18 protein-coding genes and 1 other annotated feature are annotated in these 18651 nt (G+C 48.1%); of the genes, 2 read left to right on the top strand and 16 right to left on the bottom strand.

Going from position 1 to position 18651, the window contains the following annotated elements; all coding sequences use genetic code 11:
* The first annotated feature begins 2 nt into the window (after positions 1-2).
* The gene (locus tag LKD36_RS08965) at positions 3-1859 is read left to right on the top strand and encodes an ABC-F family ATP-binding cassette domain-containing protein (RefSeq protein ID WP_308459411.1); all 1857 of its coding nucleotides are present in this window, start codon (positions 3-5) and stop codon (positions 1857-1859) included.
* Here LKD36_RS08965 and LKD36_RS08960 read toward each other — a convergent pair.
* The 13 genes from LKD36_RS08960 to hydF all read right to left on the bottom strand — a co-directional run bounded on the left by LKD36_RS08960 (position 1853) and on the right by hydF (position 14358).
* Positions 1853-2272 (bottom strand): stage V sporulation protein AB, encoded by a 420-nt coding sequence (locus LKD36_RS08960; protein ID WP_118770961.1) that lies wholly within the window; start codon positions 2270-2272, stop codon positions 1853-1855. The two genes, LKD36_RS08965 and LKD36_RS08960, sit on opposite strands and share 7 nt — an antisense overlap.
* Positions 2262-2888: a stage V sporulation protein AA gene (locus tag LKD36_RS08955; protein ID WP_118770962.1), complete on the bottom strand. Its 627-nt coding sequence runs from the start codon at positions 2886-2888 to the stop codon at positions 2262-2264. Before LKD36_RS08955 ends, LKD36_RS08960 begins: the two co-directional genes overlap by 11 nt.
* Before the next feature lie 49 nt (positions 2889-2937).
* A complete protein-coding gene (locus tag LKD36_RS08950) occupies positions 2938-3660 on the bottom strand; it encodes a SigF/SigG family RNA polymerase sporulation sigma factor (protein WP_308459410.1) in 723 nt (240 codons plus the stop codon).
* A gap of 19 nt (positions 3661-3679) precedes the next feature.
* A complete protein-coding gene (gene spoIIAB / locus LKD36_RS08945; RefSeq protein ID WP_308459409.1) occupies positions 3680-4108 on the bottom strand; it encodes an anti-sigma F factor in 429 nt (142 codons plus the stop codon).
* Entirely contained in the window at positions 4105-4422 is a 318-nt protein-coding gene (locus LKD36_RS08940) for an anti-sigma factor antagonist (RefSeq protein ID WP_308459408.1), read from the bottom strand. The genes spoIIAB and LKD36_RS08940 overlap by 4 nt, the downstream gene beginning before the upstream one ends.
* Positions 4423-4520: 98 nt before the next feature.
* Positions 4521-5879 (bottom strand): tetratricopeptide repeat protein, encoded by a 1359-nt coding sequence (locus LKD36_RS08935; RefSeq protein ID WP_308459407.1) that lies wholly within the window; start codon positions 5877-5879, stop codon positions 4521-4523.
* Between the two features lie 13 nt (positions 5880-5892).
* Positions 5893-6036, bottom strand: coding sequence for a hypothetical protein (locus LKD36_RS08930; protein WP_308459406.1), 144 nt, complete (start codon positions 6034-6036; stop codon positions 5893-5895).
* Positions 6029-7330 carry a bifunctional folylpolyglutamate synthase/dihydrofolate synthase gene (locus LKD36_RS08925; protein ID WP_308459405.1) on the bottom strand — a complete coding sequence of 434 codons (1302 nt, stop codon included), beginning with the start codon at positions 7328-7330 and terminating at the stop codon, positions 6029-6031. Before LKD36_RS08925 ends, LKD36_RS08930 begins: the two co-directional genes overlap by 8 nt.
* 1 nt (position 7331) lies before the next feature.
* Positions 7332-9971, bottom strand: coding sequence for a valine--tRNA ligase (locus LKD36_RS08920; protein ID WP_308459404.1), 2640 nt, complete (start codon positions 9969-9971; stop codon positions 7332-7334).
* A 52-nt stretch (positions 9972-10023) separates the two neighbouring features.
* Positions 10024-10244, bottom strand: a binding site (T-box leader).
* Between the two features lie 67 nt (positions 10245-10311).
* Complete coding sequence (locus tag LKD36_RS08915) at positions 10312-11517, bottom strand: alanyl-tRNA editing protein (RefSeq protein WP_308459403.1); 1206 nt, start codon at positions 11515-11517, stop codon at positions 10312-10314.
* Positions 11518-11523: 6 nt separating this feature from the next.
* Complete coding sequence (locus LKD36_RS08910) at positions 11524-12690, bottom strand: class I SAM-dependent methyltransferase (RefSeq protein WP_308459402.1); 1167 nt, start codon at positions 12688-12690, stop codon at positions 11524-11526.
* Between the two features lie 29 nt (positions 12691-12719).
* The gene (locus tag LKD36_RS08905; RefSeq protein WP_118770970.1) at positions 12720-13154 is read right to left on the bottom strand and encodes an RrF2 family transcriptional regulator; all 435 of its coding nucleotides are present in this window, start codon (positions 13152-13154) and stop codon (positions 12720-12722) included.
* Positions 13155-13167: 13 nt separating this feature from the next.
* Positions 13168-14358 carry a [FeFe] hydrogenase H-cluster maturation GTPase HydF gene (gene hydF / locus LKD36_RS08900; RefSeq protein ID WP_308459401.1) on the bottom strand — a complete coding sequence of 397 codons (1191 nt, stop codon included), beginning with the start codon at positions 14356-14358 and terminating at the stop codon, positions 13168-13170.
* A gap of 195 nt (positions 14359-14553) precedes the next feature.
* Between hydF and LKD36_RS08895 the strand changes: the two genes are divergently transcribed.
* The gene (locus LKD36_RS08895; RefSeq protein WP_308459400.1) at positions 14554-16665 is read left to right on the top strand and encodes a glutamine synthetase III family protein; all 2112 of its coding nucleotides are present in this window, start codon (positions 14554-14556) and stop codon (positions 16663-16665) included.
* A gap of 90 nt (positions 16666-16755) precedes the next feature.
* Here the strand turns inward: LKD36_RS08895 and LKD36_RS08890 are convergent, their stop codons facing one another.
* From LKD36_RS08890 to LKD36_RS08880, 3 genes are read right to left on the bottom strand one after another with little or no spacing between them, the layout of a single operon-like run.
* Entirely contained in the window at positions 16756-17451 is a 696-nt protein-coding gene (locus LKD36_RS08890) for a cyclase family protein (protein WP_308459399.1), read from the bottom strand.
* A gap of 3 nt (positions 17452-17454) precedes the next feature.
* Positions 17455-17949, bottom strand: coding sequence for a TRAP transporter small permease (locus tag LKD36_RS08885; protein ID WP_308459398.1), 495 nt, complete (start codon positions 17947-17949; stop codon positions 17455-17457).
* A 13-nt stretch (positions 17950-17962) separates the two neighbouring features.
* Positions 17963-18643, bottom strand: coding sequence for a cyclase family protein (locus LKD36_RS08880; protein ID WP_118770975.1), 681 nt, complete (start codon positions 18641-18643; stop codon positions 17963-17965).
* Positions 18644-18651 lie beyond the last annotated feature (8 nt).

Here is an 18651-nt window from a genome sequence, read left to right as displayed (position 1 = left end):
TTATGCTGTTACAGATTCAGGACGGAACCTTAAGCATCGGCGGTCAGACGGTTCTGTCCCATTTTCATTTTGAAATCCGCGGAAACGAAAAAATTGCCGTCATCGGCAGAAACGGATGCGGTAAGACTACCCTGCTTCGACTTCTTGCCGGTGAACTGGCACTTGACCGGGACGATAAAAGTATTTCCCCGGAAATCTATACTTCCAGAAAAACAACCACCGGTTTTTTGTCCCAGCAGGCATTTTCCGATCTGTCCGTCACGGTGGAAAAAGAACTTCTGAAATGCTGCCCCTGTCCGGATAAATGGGACCGGGAGCGTTTCGCATGGGAGCAGGAATACGACCGGGTCTTTACCGGCTTTGGTTTTACAAAGGAAGATAAAAAGAAGCGGCTTGAACAGTTTTCCGGAGGCGAACAGACTAAAATCGCAATGATCCGTCTGCTTCTGCTGAAACCGGATCTCCTGCTGCTGGATGAACCGACCAACCATCTGGATGTAGAGACCGTTGAATGGCTGGAAGATTATCTGCGCAGTTATCCGGGAGCTGTCGTTATGGTATCCCATGACCGCTTTTTCCTGGACCGCACGGCAGATACCGTCTGGGAATTTCAAAACCGGAAACTGCACCGCTATGTTGGAAATTACTCCTCTTTTAAGGCGCAGAAACAAAAAGAACACTCTCTTCAGGCCAAAGCATGGAAACAGCAGCAGGAAGAAATCGAACGTCTGGAAGAACTCATCGAACGCTTCAAACATAAACCGAAAAAAGCCGCCTTTGCACGCTCCCGGAAAAAAATTCTGGAGCGGATGCCGAAGGTGGAAAAACCTGTCGAAGATGACGCACATATTTTCACCGGTTCCATTGACCCGGAAATCCGCAGTGCCAAATGGGTACTGGAAGCAGAGCATTTGCAGATCGGTTATGACAGGTCTTTGCTGGAATTATCCCTGCGAATTCGACGCGGACAGAAGATCGGTATCATCGGTCCAAACGGTGCCGGAAAGTCTACTTTTCTGAAAACGGCCGCCGGACTGCTGCCGCCGGTAAAAGGTACCTGCAGCCTGGGGCTCAATGTCCTGATCGGATATTTTGACCAGCAGACCGCTGCTCTTTCTTCCGATCTCACCGTGGCGGAACATTTCCATGAACTGTTTCCGTCTCTTACAGAGAAGGATGTCCGGCAGATTCTAGGAGCATTCCTTTTCTCCGGAAAAGCAGCTTCCAAAAAAGTCTCTTCCCTGTCCGGCGGTGAAAAATCCCGTCTGGTACTGGCCGAACTTTTCCAGAGCAGGCCGAATTTCTTTCTGCTGGATGAGCCGACCAACCACATGGACATTCCCGCCAGAGAAACCCTGGAATCCGCATTTCAGGCCTATACCGGCACCCTGCTCTTCGTATCCCATGACCGGTATTTTATCCGTCAGGTAGCCGAATCTCTGCTGATCTTTGATGACCATTCCGTACTTTACTATCCCTTCGGCTATGAGCATTATCTGGAACGGAAAGCCAGAGCAGCCGCCGCCGATCCCGCCGCCTGTATCCGTGCGGAAGAGCAGGCCCTCATAAGCGGTCTTCAGAGCGTGCCTCTTCCGGAGCGTCACCGTCTGCGTGAGCAGGATACGGAGCGTGCTTATGAAGACTGGCAGCTCCGACTGTCCTTTGAACCTGTGGAACAGGTGCAGGAAGCACTGACACAACACTGGAATACATACGATGAATATCTTTCCTGGACGGATCCTGCTTCAGCCTCTCTCTGGCAGGAAACCCTGGACCGTCTGAATGAACAGTATACCGCCGCCTGCCTTGTCTGGTACGACAAGTGGGCCGAGTTTCACCCGGAACCGGATGTTCAATAACCGAAACGGGCATGCAGCCATGCTCCCAGACTCCGTCCCAGAGCCATGGCAAGAATGAGCCATGGAATTCCTTCTTTCAGATGGATCCGTCTGGTGAAAACCGGAACAGCATCTACAATCTCTGTGAGAGCCATGGCCCAGGTACCGGTAAATATTCCGGAAAACAACCCAAATAATGCAGCTCCGGTAATTCCAACCGGGATACGGAACTGATACAGACTGAACAGATTTCCGAAAATGCCGCCCAATGCGGCGGCATCCTCATAATAAAGTACCCAGGATGCCGTATTGGTCTTTCCTGCAAATCTTGCAATTACTCCCAGCGCAATCAGAAGCGCAAACATGCCACCTGCCACTGCAAGACCGCTGGCAAGACCAACCATCCCGGGCAGAAAAATCATCCTAATCCACATCAATGGTTTTATTCCTCCGGCTGCTTTCCGCGGCCAGCGCGGTATTCACATCGTCCTCATACAGACGCATCTGCACTTCTATCGGTGTCGGATCATCCGTAAATCTTTTTTTTCCAAAATGATTGTAAAAAACGATTATGCCAACGGCAATCCCCACCGAATACATCAGTTCCATCACTGTATATCCACTGGATGGCTGTCCAGTCAGGAGCTCATAGGTCCTGGCAAAGACATCATCAACCCCCACATCATTGTTAAATACCATAATAGAGAATGCGGAACCGATGAATATCAATACACACAGTACTGCCACTTTTACGATTTCCAGAATTTCCGATTTCTGCACCGAAATATCGTATTCCACAATGAATTCTGATTCTCCCAGGTTCTGTATTTCCAGTTGCGGATACAGTTCATGAATCATCTCGATCACCTTCATGACAGATATGACATACCGCTTCACTTCCTGCTCCCGGAACCGGAGAATTCTCATTGCATTCAGTCTGGCCGTGACAGAACGGTTCACGCACTCCAGCCCTGCCACGTCTCCAAGTCTCACATCTGCATGTGTTACCCGGCTGTTCCGTTCTATTTTCATATACAGAATCTCACTCATACCTGCACCGCCTTTCGTTTTCCACAAGTATGTGCTATTTTGACCGGATTTATTCCCCGGTCAGTCTCTCCCTCATCTGTTTCAGAATCTTCTTTTCCAGACGGCTCACCTGCACCTGGGACACTCCCATCATCCGTGCCACTTCTGTCTGGGAACGATCCTGCAAATATCTCATAATAATCAGCCTTCTCTCTTTCTCCGGCAGTTCCGCCAGAAGCTGCTCAAGCATCACCCGATTCAGAAGTTCCTCGGTCCTGGTATTTTCTACCTGCAGCCTGTCCAGAAGGCTGATCTCACTTCCATCACTCTGACGGACAGTACGGTCGATGGAATCCACTTCCACAGAAAAATCCATGGCCTGTACAATCTCCTCCGGCGTCATCCCGGTACACTCCTGCAGTTCATTCACAGTCGGCTCCCTTCCTTTTCTCTGACGGAACAAGTCTGACTCCCTCCGGATCTTCCAACTGTTTTCTTTCAGTGTGCGGCTGACCTTAACAATACCGTCATCCCTCAAAAATCTGCGGATTTCCCCTGCGATCATCGGCACCGCATAGGTAGAAAACTTCACCTGGTAGGACAGATCAAATTTGTCAATTGCCTTGATCAATCCCATAATTCCGATCTGAAACAGATCCTCGCTGTCCGTGCCTCTCCCCATATAGCGCCGGACAATACTCCATACCAGTCCTGTATTTTCCCGCACCAGTATTTCTCTGGCTTCCTTATCCCCATGGTGCGATCTTTCTATCAGAAACATCGTGTCTTCCATAAAGATATGAATCCTCCTGTTATGTATCCTGATGCCCGATCTGTTTTTTCATATAGACCGTCGTCCCGACACCGGGTGCAGACTCCACATGAATCTGATCCATAAATGCTTCCATAAACATAAAACCCATTCCGGATCGCTCCAGTTCCGGCCTGGTTGTGTACAAAGGTTCCATTGCTTTTTGTACGTTCGCAATTCCGGTTCCCTCATCACTCACCCAGAGTTCCAGCAGCTGATCCGTAAGTCTGGCACGCACAATCACCGTCCGGACTTCATCCGGATATCCATGGATAATGGCATTGGTCACCGCCTCCGACACTGCTGTTCTGATATCTGCTACCTCCTCCAGTGTCGGATTCAACTGCGTGATGAACGCGGATACCGCCACCCGTGCAAAAGCTTCATTCTCTGAAATACTGTCAAATGCCAGTGTCATCTCGTTTTTCATCTGGTCTCCTCCTTCTCAAGCCGGATATATTTTTCTATACCGGATAATTCCAGAATTCTTTCAATCTGCTCATTTACATGGCTGATCAATATCCGCCCATGAAATGCCTGCATCATCTGATATCTGCCTATTAGCAGTCCGATTCCGGCACTGTCCATAAATAAGGTTTCTGAAAAATCAAATTCCACTTCTCCGACAGGTGTCGTGCGGATCATATGATCCACCGCTGCCCGGATATTTTCTGTATGATGATGATCCAGTTCTCCCGGGAGATGGACGATCAGCCTTCCTCCTTTTTGTTCCAGCATTTCCATAAATAGTTCTCCTTTCTGCGGCATGCTTCATTTTGACCAAAGAAAAAGGACGCTGTAATGCTGTGCATTACAACGTCCCTTTCTTCAGGGCAGTTCTCCTAAAGTCCCTTCATCAGACCTTCTGCGTCTGTTGCTTTTCTTGTGTTCGGAAATTCTTCAATGACTTTCTGGTAATAAATTTTTGCATTCTCAGTGTCACCGGATTTATGATAGGATCTTGCCAGGAAATACAGTGCATCTCCCTGGGTATTATCCAGTTCATAACATTTTCCAAGATCGGCAATTGCCGTATCATAATCTCCCTTCTCATATGCCGCATATCCTGTTTTGTAAAGATCGTTTACTGCCGTAACACCCACTTCACTGAAAACAGAACTATACAAGGTCTTTGCATCATCAGAAAGGGTATCCTGATTGATTGCTTCCAGTTCCTGCAGTGCTGCTGCAGAATCTCCGGCAGAATAGGAGGCATATGCTTTCAGAAGCTCTTCGTAGCTGCTCACTTTATCCGCTGCATCACTGGCTGCCTTCGTAGCCTCTTCTGCCTGCTGCTTCAGGGATTCATTCTCCTGCTTCAGGCTGTCAAGCGTTGCGGACTTGGCATCCACCTGATCACTGTACTCAGCAACTGCTTTATTGAGTTCTCCGCTCTTCTTACTCTGCAGAGCCGGCATGATGAGAAGTCCCATCACCGCCACGCCAATCACCAGTCCGATCACCACATTCAGAATCGCATGGAATCCAGAATTGTCCTTCACCCCTACCGGCTGGATGATCGTCTCATTATCTCTTGTATAAGCAATATAATCTTTATTCTTCTCTTCTTCCTTCGGCTGATCCTTATCGGTCTCCTGGTTCAGCTCTTTCAGATACCGGAGTGCCTGTGTATTATTACAGTCCACTGCCAGTACTTTCTTAATCTCGTTGCGGGCACGCGCATAATTTTCCACTTTCATATAGAGAAGAGCCAGAAGAAGATGTGCGTCCAGAAGTTTGCCATTGACCGACAGCACCTTTTTCAGCTGAATAATGGCCAGATCATAACTTCCCTGCTGGCAATATACCAGCGCCTGATTGTATTTTCTCAAACTGGTATTTACCGTATCCAGCCGCGCCGGATTATTCTGAATAGACTCTATATATTCATCTGCAATATTCTTGCTGCTCTGGAAACTGCGGCTGATGATCCACTGGGTCAGGGCTTCCACAGCCATTCCCATCTCATAATAAACCAGTCCCAGAAGGTTTCTTGCGTTGGTATTCTTTTTATTAATCTTCAGACTTTCGCGCAATGCCAGTACTGCTCCCGACAGGTCGCGTACCTTTGCCTTCTCCAGACCTTCATTATAGTATGCATTGGAAAGCTTCAGCATCCTGCTGTACAGCTTTACATCGGCACCGCACTGGCTGCAGTACTCGGAATCCTTAAGGTCCGCTCCACAGTTAAAACATTTCATATATTCACCTTTTCTATCGACGATCCTTAATTTCCTTCAGCATCTCATCTATCAGATCTGTCACATCTGCCAGATTGTTACTATACACATTTTCCTCTACCTGATCAATCTCCAGGCTCGGATGAAATTTCTTTAATTCTTCTTCAAAGTCAAGCATTCTTTCGACTCCTTAATATCTCTTTCAGACTTCCCACCAGATACAGGGAACCTACACAGAACAGGATTCCGTCTCCTTTGCGGGCATATGCTTCGTCAAATGCCTCTTCCACGGAAGAAATCTCCGCGACGGGCTGCTTTGTATATTTCCGGAAAATACTGCCAAGCTTCTCTGCCGGAACCATACGGTAAGCACCTACCTCTGTGACAATGACCTCCGTAAAAGGAATCTCCTCACAGATGGTCCTGATCATGCCGTCATAGTCCTTGTCACTGACGCAGGAAAACAACAACGTCACTTTGGTATCTTTTCCAAGCTGTCTGGCTGTTTTCACAAATTCCTCAATTCCGGAATCATTGTGCGCGCCATCCAGAATCACGCCCGGAAGCACCGGCTCCATACGTCCTTCCCAGCGCATATTCTTCATACCGCTGTGAATATCCGTTTCTGTCAGTCCCTCATCCATCACCAGTGCCGCTGTCACAGCCTCACAGGCATTCATCACCTGGTACTCTGCAACGGTGTCGATGGACACGTTCATAGGTTCATAATACCCAGTATCCATTGAAAAATCAATCGTTTTCTGGGTGTTCATCAAAATTTTATACATGTCCGGACGGATGGCATAAGCCTTCGCATGCATCTCGGAAGCCTTCTTAAGAATGGCTGCTTCCACATCCTTCCTGGTTCCGTCATAGACGACCGGGCAGCCTTCTTTGATAATGCCTGCCTTTTCCCCTGCAATCTTTGCATAGGTATCTCCAAGATATTCCGTATGCTCCAGACTGATGGAGGTAATCACGCTGACCAGCGGTTTTTCAATCACATTGGTGGCATCGAAGCGTCCACCAAGACCGGTCTCTAACACTACATATTCCATATGGGCTTTGTCAAAAATGTAGATACCCATAAGAAATAATAATTCAAAAAAGGTAGGATGGGCAAACTCCTCCGGCTTTTCTTTTAAAAGCTGACGAACCAGATCCATCACTCCTTCAAAAGCTTCCAGGAACAGTTCGTCGGATACATCCTCCTCATTGATCTTGAACCGCTCATTGATCTTTACCAGATGCGGAGAGGTGAACAGTCCCACCTCTTTTCCCGCAGCTTTTAAGATAGAAGACAGATATGCACATACGGACCCTTTTCCATTGGAACCTGCCACATGAATCAACTTCATCTTACGCTCCGGATGATCCATGGCGTCCAGAACCATCCGTGTGTTTTCCAATGTATTTTTCTTTGTAAATTTAGGTGTATTGTTAATATAGCTCTCTGCTTCTTCGTATGTCATATTATTCTCCCAGCTGAGCCAGACGTTCTTTGACCTGACTCATCATCTGTGTGTATTTCTCCAGTTTTGCGCGCTCTTCCTGAATCTTTGCTTCCGGTGCACGGCTGACAAATTTCTCATTGTTCAGCATGCCATTGACACGGTTAAGCTCGCCTTCCAGACGTTTTTCCTCTTTATGGAGACGCTCTTTTTCTTTCTCGATATCTACCAGCTCCTGCAGAGGCATGTAAATAGCTGCCTCCGGAAGCAGTGCAGATACCGCATCATCTGCGATACCGGTCTTGTCTGCCTGTACGATGACTTCGCTTGCAAATCCAAGTGCTGCAAAGAAGACTTTGCCATGTTCAAAGATCTCACGAATCCTGGCATTCTCGGATACCACATAAACGGTTGCTTTCTTGCTGTTCGGTACATTCATGCTGGTACGAACGGTACGGATACCACGGACTGCTTCCTTGATCGTCTCAATCGCATTTTCTTCTGCTTCAAAGTTCCACTCTTCTTTGTACTCCGGCCAGGAGGAAATCATAATGGATTCCTCATCGGACAGGTTGCAGAAGATCTCCTCCGTGATGAACGGCATGTAAGGATGCAGCATCTTCAGTGCATTGATCAGTACATTTTTCAGGGTCCATAAAGCAGCGCCCTTGGTCTCATCCTCGTCATTCCACAGACGCGGTTTTACCATCTCAATGTACCAGTCGCAGAATTCTTCCCAGATAAAGTCGTAAATTTTCTGTACGGCAATACCCAGATCAAAGTTATCCATATTGGCAGTGATCTCTTTTGCCAGACTGTTGACTTTGGACAGGATCCATTTATCAGCTGCGGTAAGCGTGCTCAGATCAATCTCATCCGGAATCTCTGCTTTCTCCATATTCATCATAATGAAACGGGAAGCATTCCATACTTTGTTTGCAAAGTTTCTGCTGGCCTCTACACGCTCCATGTAGAAACGCATATCGTTGCCCGGTGCGTTACCGGTTACCAGGGTCAGCCGCAGCGCGTCAGCGCCGTATTTATCAATGATCTCCAGCGGGTCAATACCATTTCCAAGAGATTTACTCATCTTACGTCCCAGAGAATCTCTGACCAGTCCATGGATCAGTACATGGTGGAACGGGCATTTTCCAGTCTGCTCATAGCCGGAGAATACCATACGGATAACCCAGAAGAAGATGATATCATATCCGGTTACCAGTACGTCGGTCGGATAGAAATAATCAAGCTCCTCGGTATTCTTCGGCCAGCCTAAGGTTGAGAAAGGCCACAGTGCGGAAGAGAACCAAGTATCCAGAGTATCCGGGTCCTGGGTCAGATGGGTGCATCCACATTTCGGGCATACCGTCGGTGCTGTCTTGGAAACAACGGTCTCGCCGCACTCATCACAGTAATATGCCGGGATTCTGTGTCCCCACCAGAGCTGACGGGAAATACACCAGTCACGGATGTTCTCCAGCCAGTGCAGATACGTCTTGTCAAAACGCTCCGGAACGAAGGTCAGGTCACCGTTCTTGATCGCTTCGATAGCCGGTTTTGCCATCTCTTCCATCTTTACAAACCACTGCTGCTTGATCATCGGCTCTACCGTCGTACCACAGCGGTCATGAGTACCTACATTGTGTACATGCTCTTCTACTTTTACAAGCAGTCCCTGTGCTTCCAGATCCGCTACCATTGCTTTTCTTGCCTCGTAACGGTCCATACCATCATATTTGCTGCCCGGGCAGTTAATGGTCGCATCATCGTTCATGATGTTGATCTCTGGCAGATTGTGGCGTCTTCCTACCTCAAAGTCATTCGGGTCATGGGCAGGCGTAATCTTTACGCATCCGGTTCCAAACTCTTTATCTACGTACGGATCTGCAACTACCGGAATCTCGCGGTCTGTGAGCGGCAGTTTCAGCATCTTGCCAACCAGATTCGTATATCTTTCATCATCCGGATTCACAGCCACAGCGGTATCGCCAAGCAAAGTCTCCGGACGGGTGGTTGCGATCTCTACATAACCGCTTCCATCTGCGATCGGATAATTAATGTGCCAGAAATGGCCAGCCTGTTCCTCATGCTCTACCTCTGCATCAGAGATGGAAGTCTGGCATACCGGACACCAATTGATAATTCTGGATCCTTTGTAAATATATCCTTTTTCATAGAGGCGGGTGAATACTTCGAGAACTGCCTCGGAGCATCCTTCATCCATGGTGAAACGCTCTCTGTCCCAATCACAGGAAGAACCGATCTTCTTTAACTGGTCTACGATGGTGCGGCCATATTCTTCACGCCACTCCCAGGTTCTCTTTAAGAAGCCTTCTCTTCCCAGATCGTTCTTGTCGATTCCTTCCTCTTTCAGTTTGTTGATCACCTTTACCTCTGTGGAAATACTTGCATGGTCCGTTCCCGGAATCCACAGTGCGTTGTATCCCTGCATTCTCTTGTAACGGATCAGGATATCCTGAAGGGTATTGTCAAGAGCATGTCCCATGTGCAGCTTACCGGTAATGTTTGGCGGCGGCATAACAATGGTGAACGGTTTTTTGCTTCTGTCTACATCCGGATGGAAGTATTTTCTTCCCATCCATTTGGCATAGGTACGATCCTCGATTTCAGACGGATCATAAGTCTTTGCTAATTCTTTCATTGTGAATTTCTCCCTTTCTCTGCGTAAAAAAGCCCTCTGCACAGACATCTGTGCAAAGGGCGAATGATCGCGGTACCACCTTTGTTCATATGTGTGTTCCACACATACCTCCTGACTCCTTAACGCGGAGGACTCGGGAACGCCTATCTCTTCCTTTCAGCGCTCCGGCTCCGAAGCTACCTTCCACATGTCCATTCCGAAATCACCTCTCAGCCTGCGGGTAATTCTCTCTGACGGCGGTCCATCTGTACTCCTCTTCATCACTGCCATTTGCAATTCTTCCTTAGTTTAGATGGAAAGAAAAACTTTGTCAAGGGGCGGCAGCTGGAATTCGGAAAATTTAAAGAAAATCTCCGATGGCAGACCGGATCCCGGCTTCTGTTCCATTCAAAGATCCCTGCACCATCTCCGGCTTTCCGCCGCCTTTTCCTGCGAAACGAGTATTCAGTTCTTTTGCCAGTTCCCGCACATCCTTTATTTTACTTCCAAGAATATAACGATAGCCTTTCTCATCCGTTCCCACAAAAGCCGCGCAGATACCTTCAAACCGCTCCACTGCACTGTTTACAAAATTGCGGACTGCTACATTATCGAGGTCTTCTTCAAAAAGGAGTGCGAATGTATCTTCCTTGGAAATGCTGTCCAGTTTCTGTTCCAGATAAATGGCCTGCATCCGGTTCAGCTGGAAACGGGTAGCCTCCTGCTGTTCCTTCAGACGAAGCACTGCCTCGCCGATCTTCTCCGGCTTTGCGGAGAGCGCCACGGATACCGCTGTCACTTGTGTCTGCTTTTCCTGATAATCTTTCAGGGCACGGATACCAGCCAGCATGGTCACCCGGCAGCCGCCCCGGTGACGGTCACAGGCAATGAATTTAATCATACCGATCTCACCGGTATGCGTTACATGGGGTGCACAGCAGGCACAGATATCCACACCCGGAATCTCTACCAGGCGCACCTGCCCCTCGATCTCAATCTTGCTTCTGTAATCCAGTGTCTTCAGTTCTTCTCTGGAAGGGTAGGAAATCTGTACCGGCAGATCGGCGAACACCGCCTCATTCGCTAGCCGCTCCACTTCCAAAAGCTCCTCTTCACTGAGTTCTCCATTAAAATCCAGTGTCGTATTTTCACTGCCCAGATGGAATCCCACATTATCATACCCATGCAGGCGATGGACAATACCCGATACGATATGCTCACCGGAATGCTCCTGCATTCTGGAAAAACGCTCTGCGAAATCCAGCTTTCCGGTCACCGTCGTTCCTGCTTCCACGGGCATCTTTGTATAGTGAAGAATGATACCGCCTTTTTCGTGAGTATCGTATACTTCCACGTCATCTATAAAGCCACGGTCACCGAACTGTCCGCCCCCCTCCGGGAAAAAGGCTGTCTGATCCAGTACCACCGCATAGCCATCTTTCTTTCCTTTGGCCGTCAACCGCTCTTCACAGGACAGTACCGTTGCCTTGAATTCCTTCCTGTGGCTGTCCTCGTAATATAATTTCTTCGTCTCCTCCCCGCCGGAGGTCATCTGTTTTTCTATCATCTTATTTCAGGCTTCCTTTCCATGTAAAAGTGTATCCAGTGTCGGCTGTAATCCGAACTCTTTCTCGATGGCATCCACCTCTGCCCGTGCCTGTTTCTTCGCAGACGCCGGAATCATGGAACGCACCGCACGAATCAGAAGATTCTTCGGCGTATGGGACAGATCCACGAATTCCAGCAGCTGGGTCCGGTAACCGCTCTCTGTCAGAAGATTGCCACGGATGGCATCCGTCATCAGTGCTGCCGTCCGCTCCTTTACAATTCCATAGCGTGTCAGAATAGACAGATTGTCACTCTTCATCTGTTTATTTAATTCATGCTGGCAGCATGGCACGGAAAAAATAAGCTTTGCTTTCCAGCGGATGGCATGATACAGGGCATAATCCGTAGCCGTATCACAGGCATGAAGAGAAATGACCATGTCAATCTGTTCCTCTGTCTCATATCCTCCAATGTCTCCTACCTGGAAATGAAGCTTGTCATAACCGTATTTCTCTGCTGCCTTGTTACAGTGGGCGATCACATCAGCTTTTAAGTCCAGGCCGGTAATCTCCACGTCCCGCTTCTTCAATTCCACCAGATAATAATAAAGAATAAAGGTCAGATAGGATTTTCCGCATCCAAAGTCAATGATACGGATGGTCTGATCCTTGGGAAGTGCGTCGATCTCATCATCTATCAGTTCCACAAACCGATTAATCTGACGGTACTTGTCATACATGGAACGGACCACTTTTCCTTCAGCGGTAAAAATCCCCATATCCACCAACGGCGGGATGACGGTTCCTTCTTCCAGCAGATAATTTTTCTTCCGATTATTCTCCATCTTCGCCTTCGGTGCCTCCGTCTGCGCCGTCCGTTTCTTCATACCGGTTACTTTTCCCTTTTTGGAAATCCGCACTGTATGCTCAAAGGTTCCATCCCAGGCACCGCACTGCCGGAATGCGCTGCTCATATTTTCCATCAGGTAATCCTGTACCTTTCCTTCCGGAAGATTTTCATGAAATACCTGTTTCTCTGTATACTGTTCCGCCTGCCAGCCCTTTTTCTGCCGGTTCAGGACAATTTTCCGATAGGTTCCCTCTCCTGTCGGATTGCTTAGTATGATTTTATATAACTCACTGCTCCAGATCGTCTGAATGATTTTCTGAAGTTCTGATTTCTCTGCCTGCATTGTGTGGCTCCTTCTTTTTTCCTCTGATATCATATACAGTAGTCCTGCCCCTGTACCTGACTCCAGTCTACCAGATCCTGAAGTGTTACCTTATCTACCACACCACGAATGGCATCATTCAGCTGTTTCCACAGGATAAATGTCACACAGCTTTCCTGCCGTGGGCAGTTCTCTGCTCCTTCGTCCAGACAGTCCACCGGACTTAAGCTTCCTTCTGTCAGTCTGAGAATCATGCCTACTGTATACTCTTCCGGCTTTCTGGTCAGGAAATAACCTCCCTGAGGGCCACGGACACTCCGTACAAATCCAGCCTTGTTCAGAATGGACATAATCTGCTCCATATATTTTTCTGAAATCTCCTGTCGCTCGGCAATCTCTTTTACCCGCACCGGTTTTCCGGAATCAGCAAGTGCCATATCCAGCATCATCCGAAGTGCATATCTTCCTCTTGTCGATATTTTCACGTCTGTCTACTCCTTATATTTCCTTATTTAACACTTTGATACTTCTTCTTAAAATTCCCTGCATTTCTGCAATGGCAATTCCGTAATTGGTAAATGGTACACCCTGATCCTGGGCGCATTTCATCCGGTAACGGACTTCCCGCTCATTGAGCATGCAGCCGCCGCAGTGAATGACCATTGCATAGGGGGACAGATCCTCCGGAAATTCCGTACCGGAACAGGTCACAATCTCCACCTCTCGGCCTGTGTAATTCCGTAACCACCGCGGAATCTTCACGCTGCCAATGTCGTCGCACTGCCGGTGATGGGTACAGCCTTCTGCAATGAGAACCCGGTCTCCATCCTGCAGCTTTGCCACCGCTTCCACGCCATGAACCGCTTCTTCCAGAAATCCTTTATAACGGGCCATCAGAATGGAAAAAGAGGTCAGTAAAATATGCTCCGGTACTTTGGCATCCACTTCTTTAAACACCTGGCTGTCCGTAATCACCAGGGCAGGCGGCTCTTTCAAAGCCTGCAGCGTTTCTGTGAGCTCTGTGTTACGGACACAAAGAGCCGATGCACCCTCTTCCAGAACATCCCGGATCACCTGCTGCTGGGGCAGAATAAGCCGTCCTTTCGGCGCTGCCGTATCAATAGGAATGACCAGCACAACTACATCTCCCGGTTTTAAAAGATCACGCACCAGCACTTTCTGTTCGGCAAAATCCTGCCCCAGACGGGCAATTTTCTCTTTCAACTCCCAGATCTGAAACTGTTCCTGTGCGCTTACGTAGATTTCCTGTTCCCCTGCCTCCGGAATCTCTTTCAGCAGATCACTCTTATTCCAGGCAATAAGATAAGGAATCCCTTTTGCCCGGAACAGCTCCAACAGTTCCTGATCGCAGGTCTTCAGACCTTCCTGTACATCTGCCACCAGCACGGCTACATCCGTCTTATTCAGAATCTGCCGGGTCTTACGGACTCTTAATTCCCCAAGAGTTCCTTCGTCGTCAAATCCCGGCGTATCGATAATGAGAACCGGCCCCATGGGAAGGAGTTCCATTGCCTTCCGGACCGGATCAGTGGTCGTTCCTCTGGTATCCGATACGACAGCCAGATCCTGGCCGGTCACGGCATTAACCAAACTGGATTTGCCTGCATTTCTTCTTCCGAAAAATCCAATATGCACCCTCTCTCCCGACGGTGTATCATTCATCCCCATAAATATCCTCCCCTTTCATCGTATCAATTAGAAATCCTACTTCTAGTATAGGATTTTTCCATGCATATTACAATTAGAAGTTTTTTCCCAAAGACTATTGTGCTTTTTTTTCAGATATTGTATCTTTAAGAAGAATGTCGGTATCATCACATCCGGCGGAAGAAGTCCTAATACTCTCAAGAGAAAGGAATTACTATGGAAAATACGAATTCAATCATGGATATCTTCGGAACAAATGTATTCAACGACAAGGCTATGAGACAGTACCTTCCCAAAAGTGTCTACTATGAACTGAAAAAAACAATCGAAGGAAGAAAAGAACTGGATCCGGCCATTGCTGATGTGGTTGCAGCAGCCATCAAGAAATGGGCCATTGAAAAAGGGGCAACCCATTATACTCACTGGTTTCAGCCTCTGACCGGTTTTACGGCTGAGAAGCATGACTCCTTCATCACTCCGCCCAACGAGGAAGGCTCCGTCCTTATGGAGTTCTCCGGAAAAGACCTGATCAAGGGCGAACCGGATGCCTCGTCTTTCCCCTCCGGCGGACTGCGCGCAACTTTTGAGGCAAGAGGATACACTACATGGGACTGCACTTCCCCTGCTTTTATCCGTGAGGATGCTGCAGGTGCCATTCTCTGTATTCCCACCGCATTCTGTTCCTTCACCGGTGAAGCACTGGATCAGAAGACTCCACTTCTGCGTTCCATGGAGGCTGTTCAGGAGCAGTCTTTACGTCTCCTTCGGCTTTTTGGAAACACTACATCCCGCAAGGTAGTACCCTCCATCGGCGCCGAGCAGGAGTATTTCCTGATTGACCGTAATAAATATTTGCAGAGAAAAGACCTGATCTATACCGGCCGTACCCTGTTCGGCGCCATGCCGCCGAAGGGACAGGAGCTTGACGATCATTACTTCGGAACCCTCCGTCAGAGAGTCGGCGGTTACATGAGACAGGTCAACGAAGAGCTCTGGAAAATGGGCGTCCCAGCCAAGACCCAGCATAACGAGGTGGCTCCTGCCCAGCATGAGCTTGCTCCGATCTACGCCGAGGCCAATGTCGCTGCAGACCATAACCAGATTATGATGCAGACCTTAAAGAGAGTCGCAGCACAGCAGGGTCTGGTCTGCCTGCTCCATGAGAAACCCTTTGCCGGTGTCAATGGATCCGGTAAACATAACAACTGGTCCCTGACCACCGATGACGGCATCAATCTTCTTGATCCGGGCAAACGCCCCCACGAGAACCGCCAGTTCCTGCTGATTCTCGCCTGCATCCTGAAGGCGGTTGATATTCATGCAGATCTTCTCCGTGAGTCTGCTGCAAATGTAGGAAACGACCATCGTCTGGGTGCTCATGAAGCTCCTCCAGCCATCGTCTCCGTCTTCCTCGGAGAACAGCTGGACGATGTTCTGGCGCAGCTCTTAAGTACCGGAAATGCCACTCACAGTCTGAGAGGCCACAAACTCCATACTGGTGTAAAGACACTCCCGGACTTTACCAAGGATGCCACCGACAGAAACCGTACATCACCCTTTGCGTTTACCAATAATAAATTTGAGTTCCGTATGGTTGGTTCCAGAGACTCCGTAACCCACTCCACCGTTGTCATCAACACCATCGTTGCAGAGGCATTCGCAGACGCCTGCGACATTCTTGAAAAAGCAGAAGATTTCGATACTGCACTGCATGACCTGACCATCCAGTATATTTCTGAGCATCAGAAGATCATCTTCGGAGGCAACGGATATTCTGAGGAATGGGTGGAAGAAGCAAAACGCCGTGGTCTGCCGAATCTGAAATCCATGGTAGACGCTATCCCGGCCCTGGTAACGGATAAATCCATCCAGATGTTTGAGCGGTTCCATGTATTTAACGCCGCAGAGCTTCACTCCCGTGCCGAGATCAAATACGAGAGTTACAATAAAGCCGTAAACATCGAAGCGCTGACCATGATTGATATGACTGTAAAACAGATTCTTCCGGCTGTCATCGAATACACCGGTACACTGTCCGGTATCATTCAGTCTCTGAAAGCGATTGACGTGGCTCCGACCGTTCAGTCCGAACTGCTCAGAGATATCATGTCCCTGCTCAACGAAGCCAATGCCGCTGTCCGGGTACTCCGCAAAGTGACCGCTGAGGCTTCCGGCATTCAGGATAACGAAGAACGTGCACATTATTATCACGATCATGTAATGACTGCCATGGACGCTCTGAGAAGTCCTATCGACAGTCTGGAAATGCTGGTTGATAAGGAAGTATGGCCGATGCCTTCCTATGGTGACCTGATGTTTGAAGTATAAGAAACAGATACGTCCTCTGCACTGTCTGTCCGTGCAGAGGACAAAAAATTCCGCAGGCCGGGAAACCGGAACTGCGGAATTTTTTTATCATTATTCTTCTGTGATGGCTACGCAGCGGATCTGTGCACCATTTGCATTTTCAAGAGCAGTTGGAAGTCCTACAAACTCTACGAATTTGTCTTTCACTTCTCTCATATTATGCATGTACTCGATCATCATAATATCATATTTCAGACAATGACGATGAGTCGTCAGATAGCAATGACGCTCATCTACGCCAAAACGCAGTTTTCTGATGTCATAATCCTGAGGAAAATCGAATCCGATCACGTCCGGTTTCAGGGAAGTTAGCCAGTCAGCTGCTTCTTTGGACATATACGGAGCTTCATCCCAGTAATCATGAGACTGCCAGAAATTGAATGCATTCTCCACACCTCTGGAATCTTCCCAGCAGGTCTTGATGAGAATGATCTTGGTCGGTTCATCATCACCAAGCGCTTCTTTCAGCATTTCAGCGGTGATCTCCTGATTGTCTTTTACATAGCTGACATCCAGGATCGTTGCCTTTCCGAACAGGGAAGACAGCGGAAAATCATTCAGTGTCTTACCGCCTGCAAACTGATGAATCGGCGCATCAATGTGCGTATACCAGTGGGTCTGCAGCGGGAATCTGGTTACACTTGCCGGATCTCCCTTGTCAGTAGAGCATTTTTCGATGATTTCATCCTCATGCAGGCATCTCCAGTGCGGGACAATCGGCAATGTCAAATCAATATATTTTTTCATCTCTTATGCTGCCTTCTTCACGAAATATTCTTTTAAACCAATCAGTTTTACGACTCCGAGGATTACAATCAGGGCAAGTCCAAGAAGCATTCCAAGGTTCATTACCCACAGCGGGTATTTTAGAACGGTGGTAGCCTCTCCGGTGTTCATCTGAGTACCAACGATGGTAAACAGCTGGGAAGTAACCAGGCCGCAGATACCAATTGCTGCAATATACTGAATTGCTTTCAGCACGCCGTATACAACCGGTTTCTTTTCTTTGTATCCATCCTCAACGAGTGTCAGGGAGATCAGTCCGTCATTCATAAACAGAATTGCAGATCCAACATAGATGGACCATACGAAGAGGAGCTTCAGAAGCTCATCACTCCACGGAGTGGAAACAATCAGGACATTTCTTGCCAGTACTGCATACGTAGCAATAAATACCATGATAATTCCTACAATTCCGAAGATGAAATTCAGTCCTGAAACAAATTTATCAAGAGCGTTTTTCATATTCTCAGTTCTCCTATTCTTCAACCACTGCAACCACGCGGATCTGTCCGCCATCAGCATGCATCAGTTTCAGAGGAAGCGCAACCAGCTGACAGGTGTCAGAGCCGATCTTCCACAGATCTGTCATATACTCGATCTGAAGAATCTTCCCCTCTTTCAGCACATGCTCATGTACTGGCTGAATGATTGGCTGTCCCGGTTTCATGGTACGGATTTCACGAATCGCATAATCCTGCGGGAAATCATAGCCCACTACCTTCGGGTTATAATTTTTAATCCAGATTCCGGCATCCTCTGTCAGATACGGTGAGGTATCCCAGAATTCTGTCGTCTTCCAATCCACTTTTCTGCCGCGGTCCGTACGGATCAGAAGGCTGTCAAAATGTTTGTCTTTGTATTTTTCATTCGCCTTTTCCAGCATCTCTCCAGTAATTGCCGTATTGTCTCCGCAATCTGAGAAATCCAGAACCAGGCAATCTGTGATTGCCCAGTCCTGAAGCGGATAGTCATCCGATGTCTTTCCGTTCGGATCAAAATGAAGCGGAAAATCAATATGGGTGAACCAGTGAGACTCCAGATTATAACTTACGTTCTGCCACGGATCACCATTTGCATGGGTTTTACCCGGCAAAATTTTGATTCCGTAACGCCAGTGCTCTTCAATCGGAAGAGTTAAATCCACAATACGTCTCATATATGTGT

Origin of the sequence: Hominiventricola filiformis, from assembly GCF_020686965.1 — a bacterium.
GTDB lineage: Bacteria > Bacillota > Clostridia > Lachnospirales > Lachnospiraceae > Hominiventricola > Hominiventricola filiformis.
Note: the sequence above shows the minus strand (reverse complement) of the source record. Positions and strands in the feature narration are given on the sequence as shown.

What these genes read in the sequence shown, in the direction of transcription:
- LKD36_RS08965 (WP_308459411.1), top strand. Translation starts at nt 3, where the DNA reads ATGCTGTTACAGATTCAGGACGGAACCTTAAGCATCGGCGGTCAGACG.
- LKD36_RS08960 (WP_118770961.1), bottom strand. Translation starts at nt 2,272, where the DNA reads ATGTGGATTAGGATGATTTTTCTGCCCGGGATGGTTGGTCTTGCCAGC.
- LKD36_RS08955 (WP_118770962.1), bottom strand. Translation starts at nt 2,888, where the DNA reads ATGAGTGAGATTCTGTATATGAAAATAGAACGGAACAGCCGGGTAACA.
- LKD36_RS08950 (WP_308459410.1), bottom strand. Translation starts at nt 3,660, where the DNA reads ATGGAAGACACGATGTTTCTGATAGAAAGATCGCACCATGGGGATAAG.
- spoIIAB (WP_308459409.1), bottom strand. Translation starts at nt 4,108, where the DNA reads ATGAAAAACGAGATGACACTGGCATTTGACAGTATTTCAGAGAATGAA.
- LKD36_RS08940 (WP_308459408.1), bottom strand. Translation starts at nt 4,422, where the DNA reads ATGGAAATGCTGGAACAAAAAGGAGGAAGGCTGATCGTCCATCTCCCG.
- LKD36_RS08935 (WP_308459407.1), bottom strand. Translation starts at nt 5,879, where the DNA reads ATGAAATGTTTTAACTGTGGAGCGGACCTTAAGGATTCCGAGTACTGC.
- LKD36_RS08930 (WP_308459406.1), bottom strand. Translation starts at nt 6,036, where the DNA reads ATGCTTGACTTTGAAGAAGAATTAAAGAAATTTCATCCGAGCCTGGAG.
- LKD36_RS08925 (WP_308459405.1), bottom strand. Translation starts at nt 7,330, where the DNA reads ATGACATACGAAGAAGCAGAGAGCTATATTAACAATACACCTAAATTT.
- LKD36_RS08920 (WP_308459404.1), bottom strand. Translation starts at nt 9,971, where the DNA reads ATGAAAGAATTAGCAAAGACTTATGATCCGTCTGAAATCGAGGATCGT.
- LKD36_RS08915 (WP_308459403.1), bottom strand. Translation starts at nt 11,517, where the DNA reads ATGATAGAAAAACAGATGACCTCCGGCGGGGAGGAGACGAAGAAATTA.
- LKD36_RS08910 (WP_308459402.1), bottom strand. Translation starts at nt 12,690, where the DNA reads ATGCAGGCAGAGAAATCAGAACTTCAGAAAATCATTCAGACGATCTGG.
- hydF (WP_308459401.1), bottom strand. Translation starts at nt 14,358, where the DNA reads ATGGGGATGAATGATACACCGTCGGGAGAGAGGGTGCATATTGGATTT.
- LKD36_RS08895 (WP_308459400.1), top strand. Translation starts at nt 14,554, where the DNA reads ATGGAAAATACGAATTCAATCATGGATATCTTCGGAACAAATGTATTC.
- LKD36_RS08890 (WP_308459399.1), bottom strand. Translation starts at nt 17,451, where the DNA reads ATGAAAAAATATATTGATTTGACATTGCCGATTGTCCCGCACTGGAGA.
- LKD36_RS08885 (WP_308459398.1), bottom strand. Translation starts at nt 17,949, where the DNA reads ATGAAAAACGCTCTTGATAAATTTGTTTCAGGACTGAATTTCATCTTC.
- LKD36_RS08880 (WP_118770975.1), bottom strand. Translation starts at nt 18,643, where the DNA reads ATGAGACGTATTGTGGATTTAACTCTTCCGATTGAAGAGCACTGGCGT.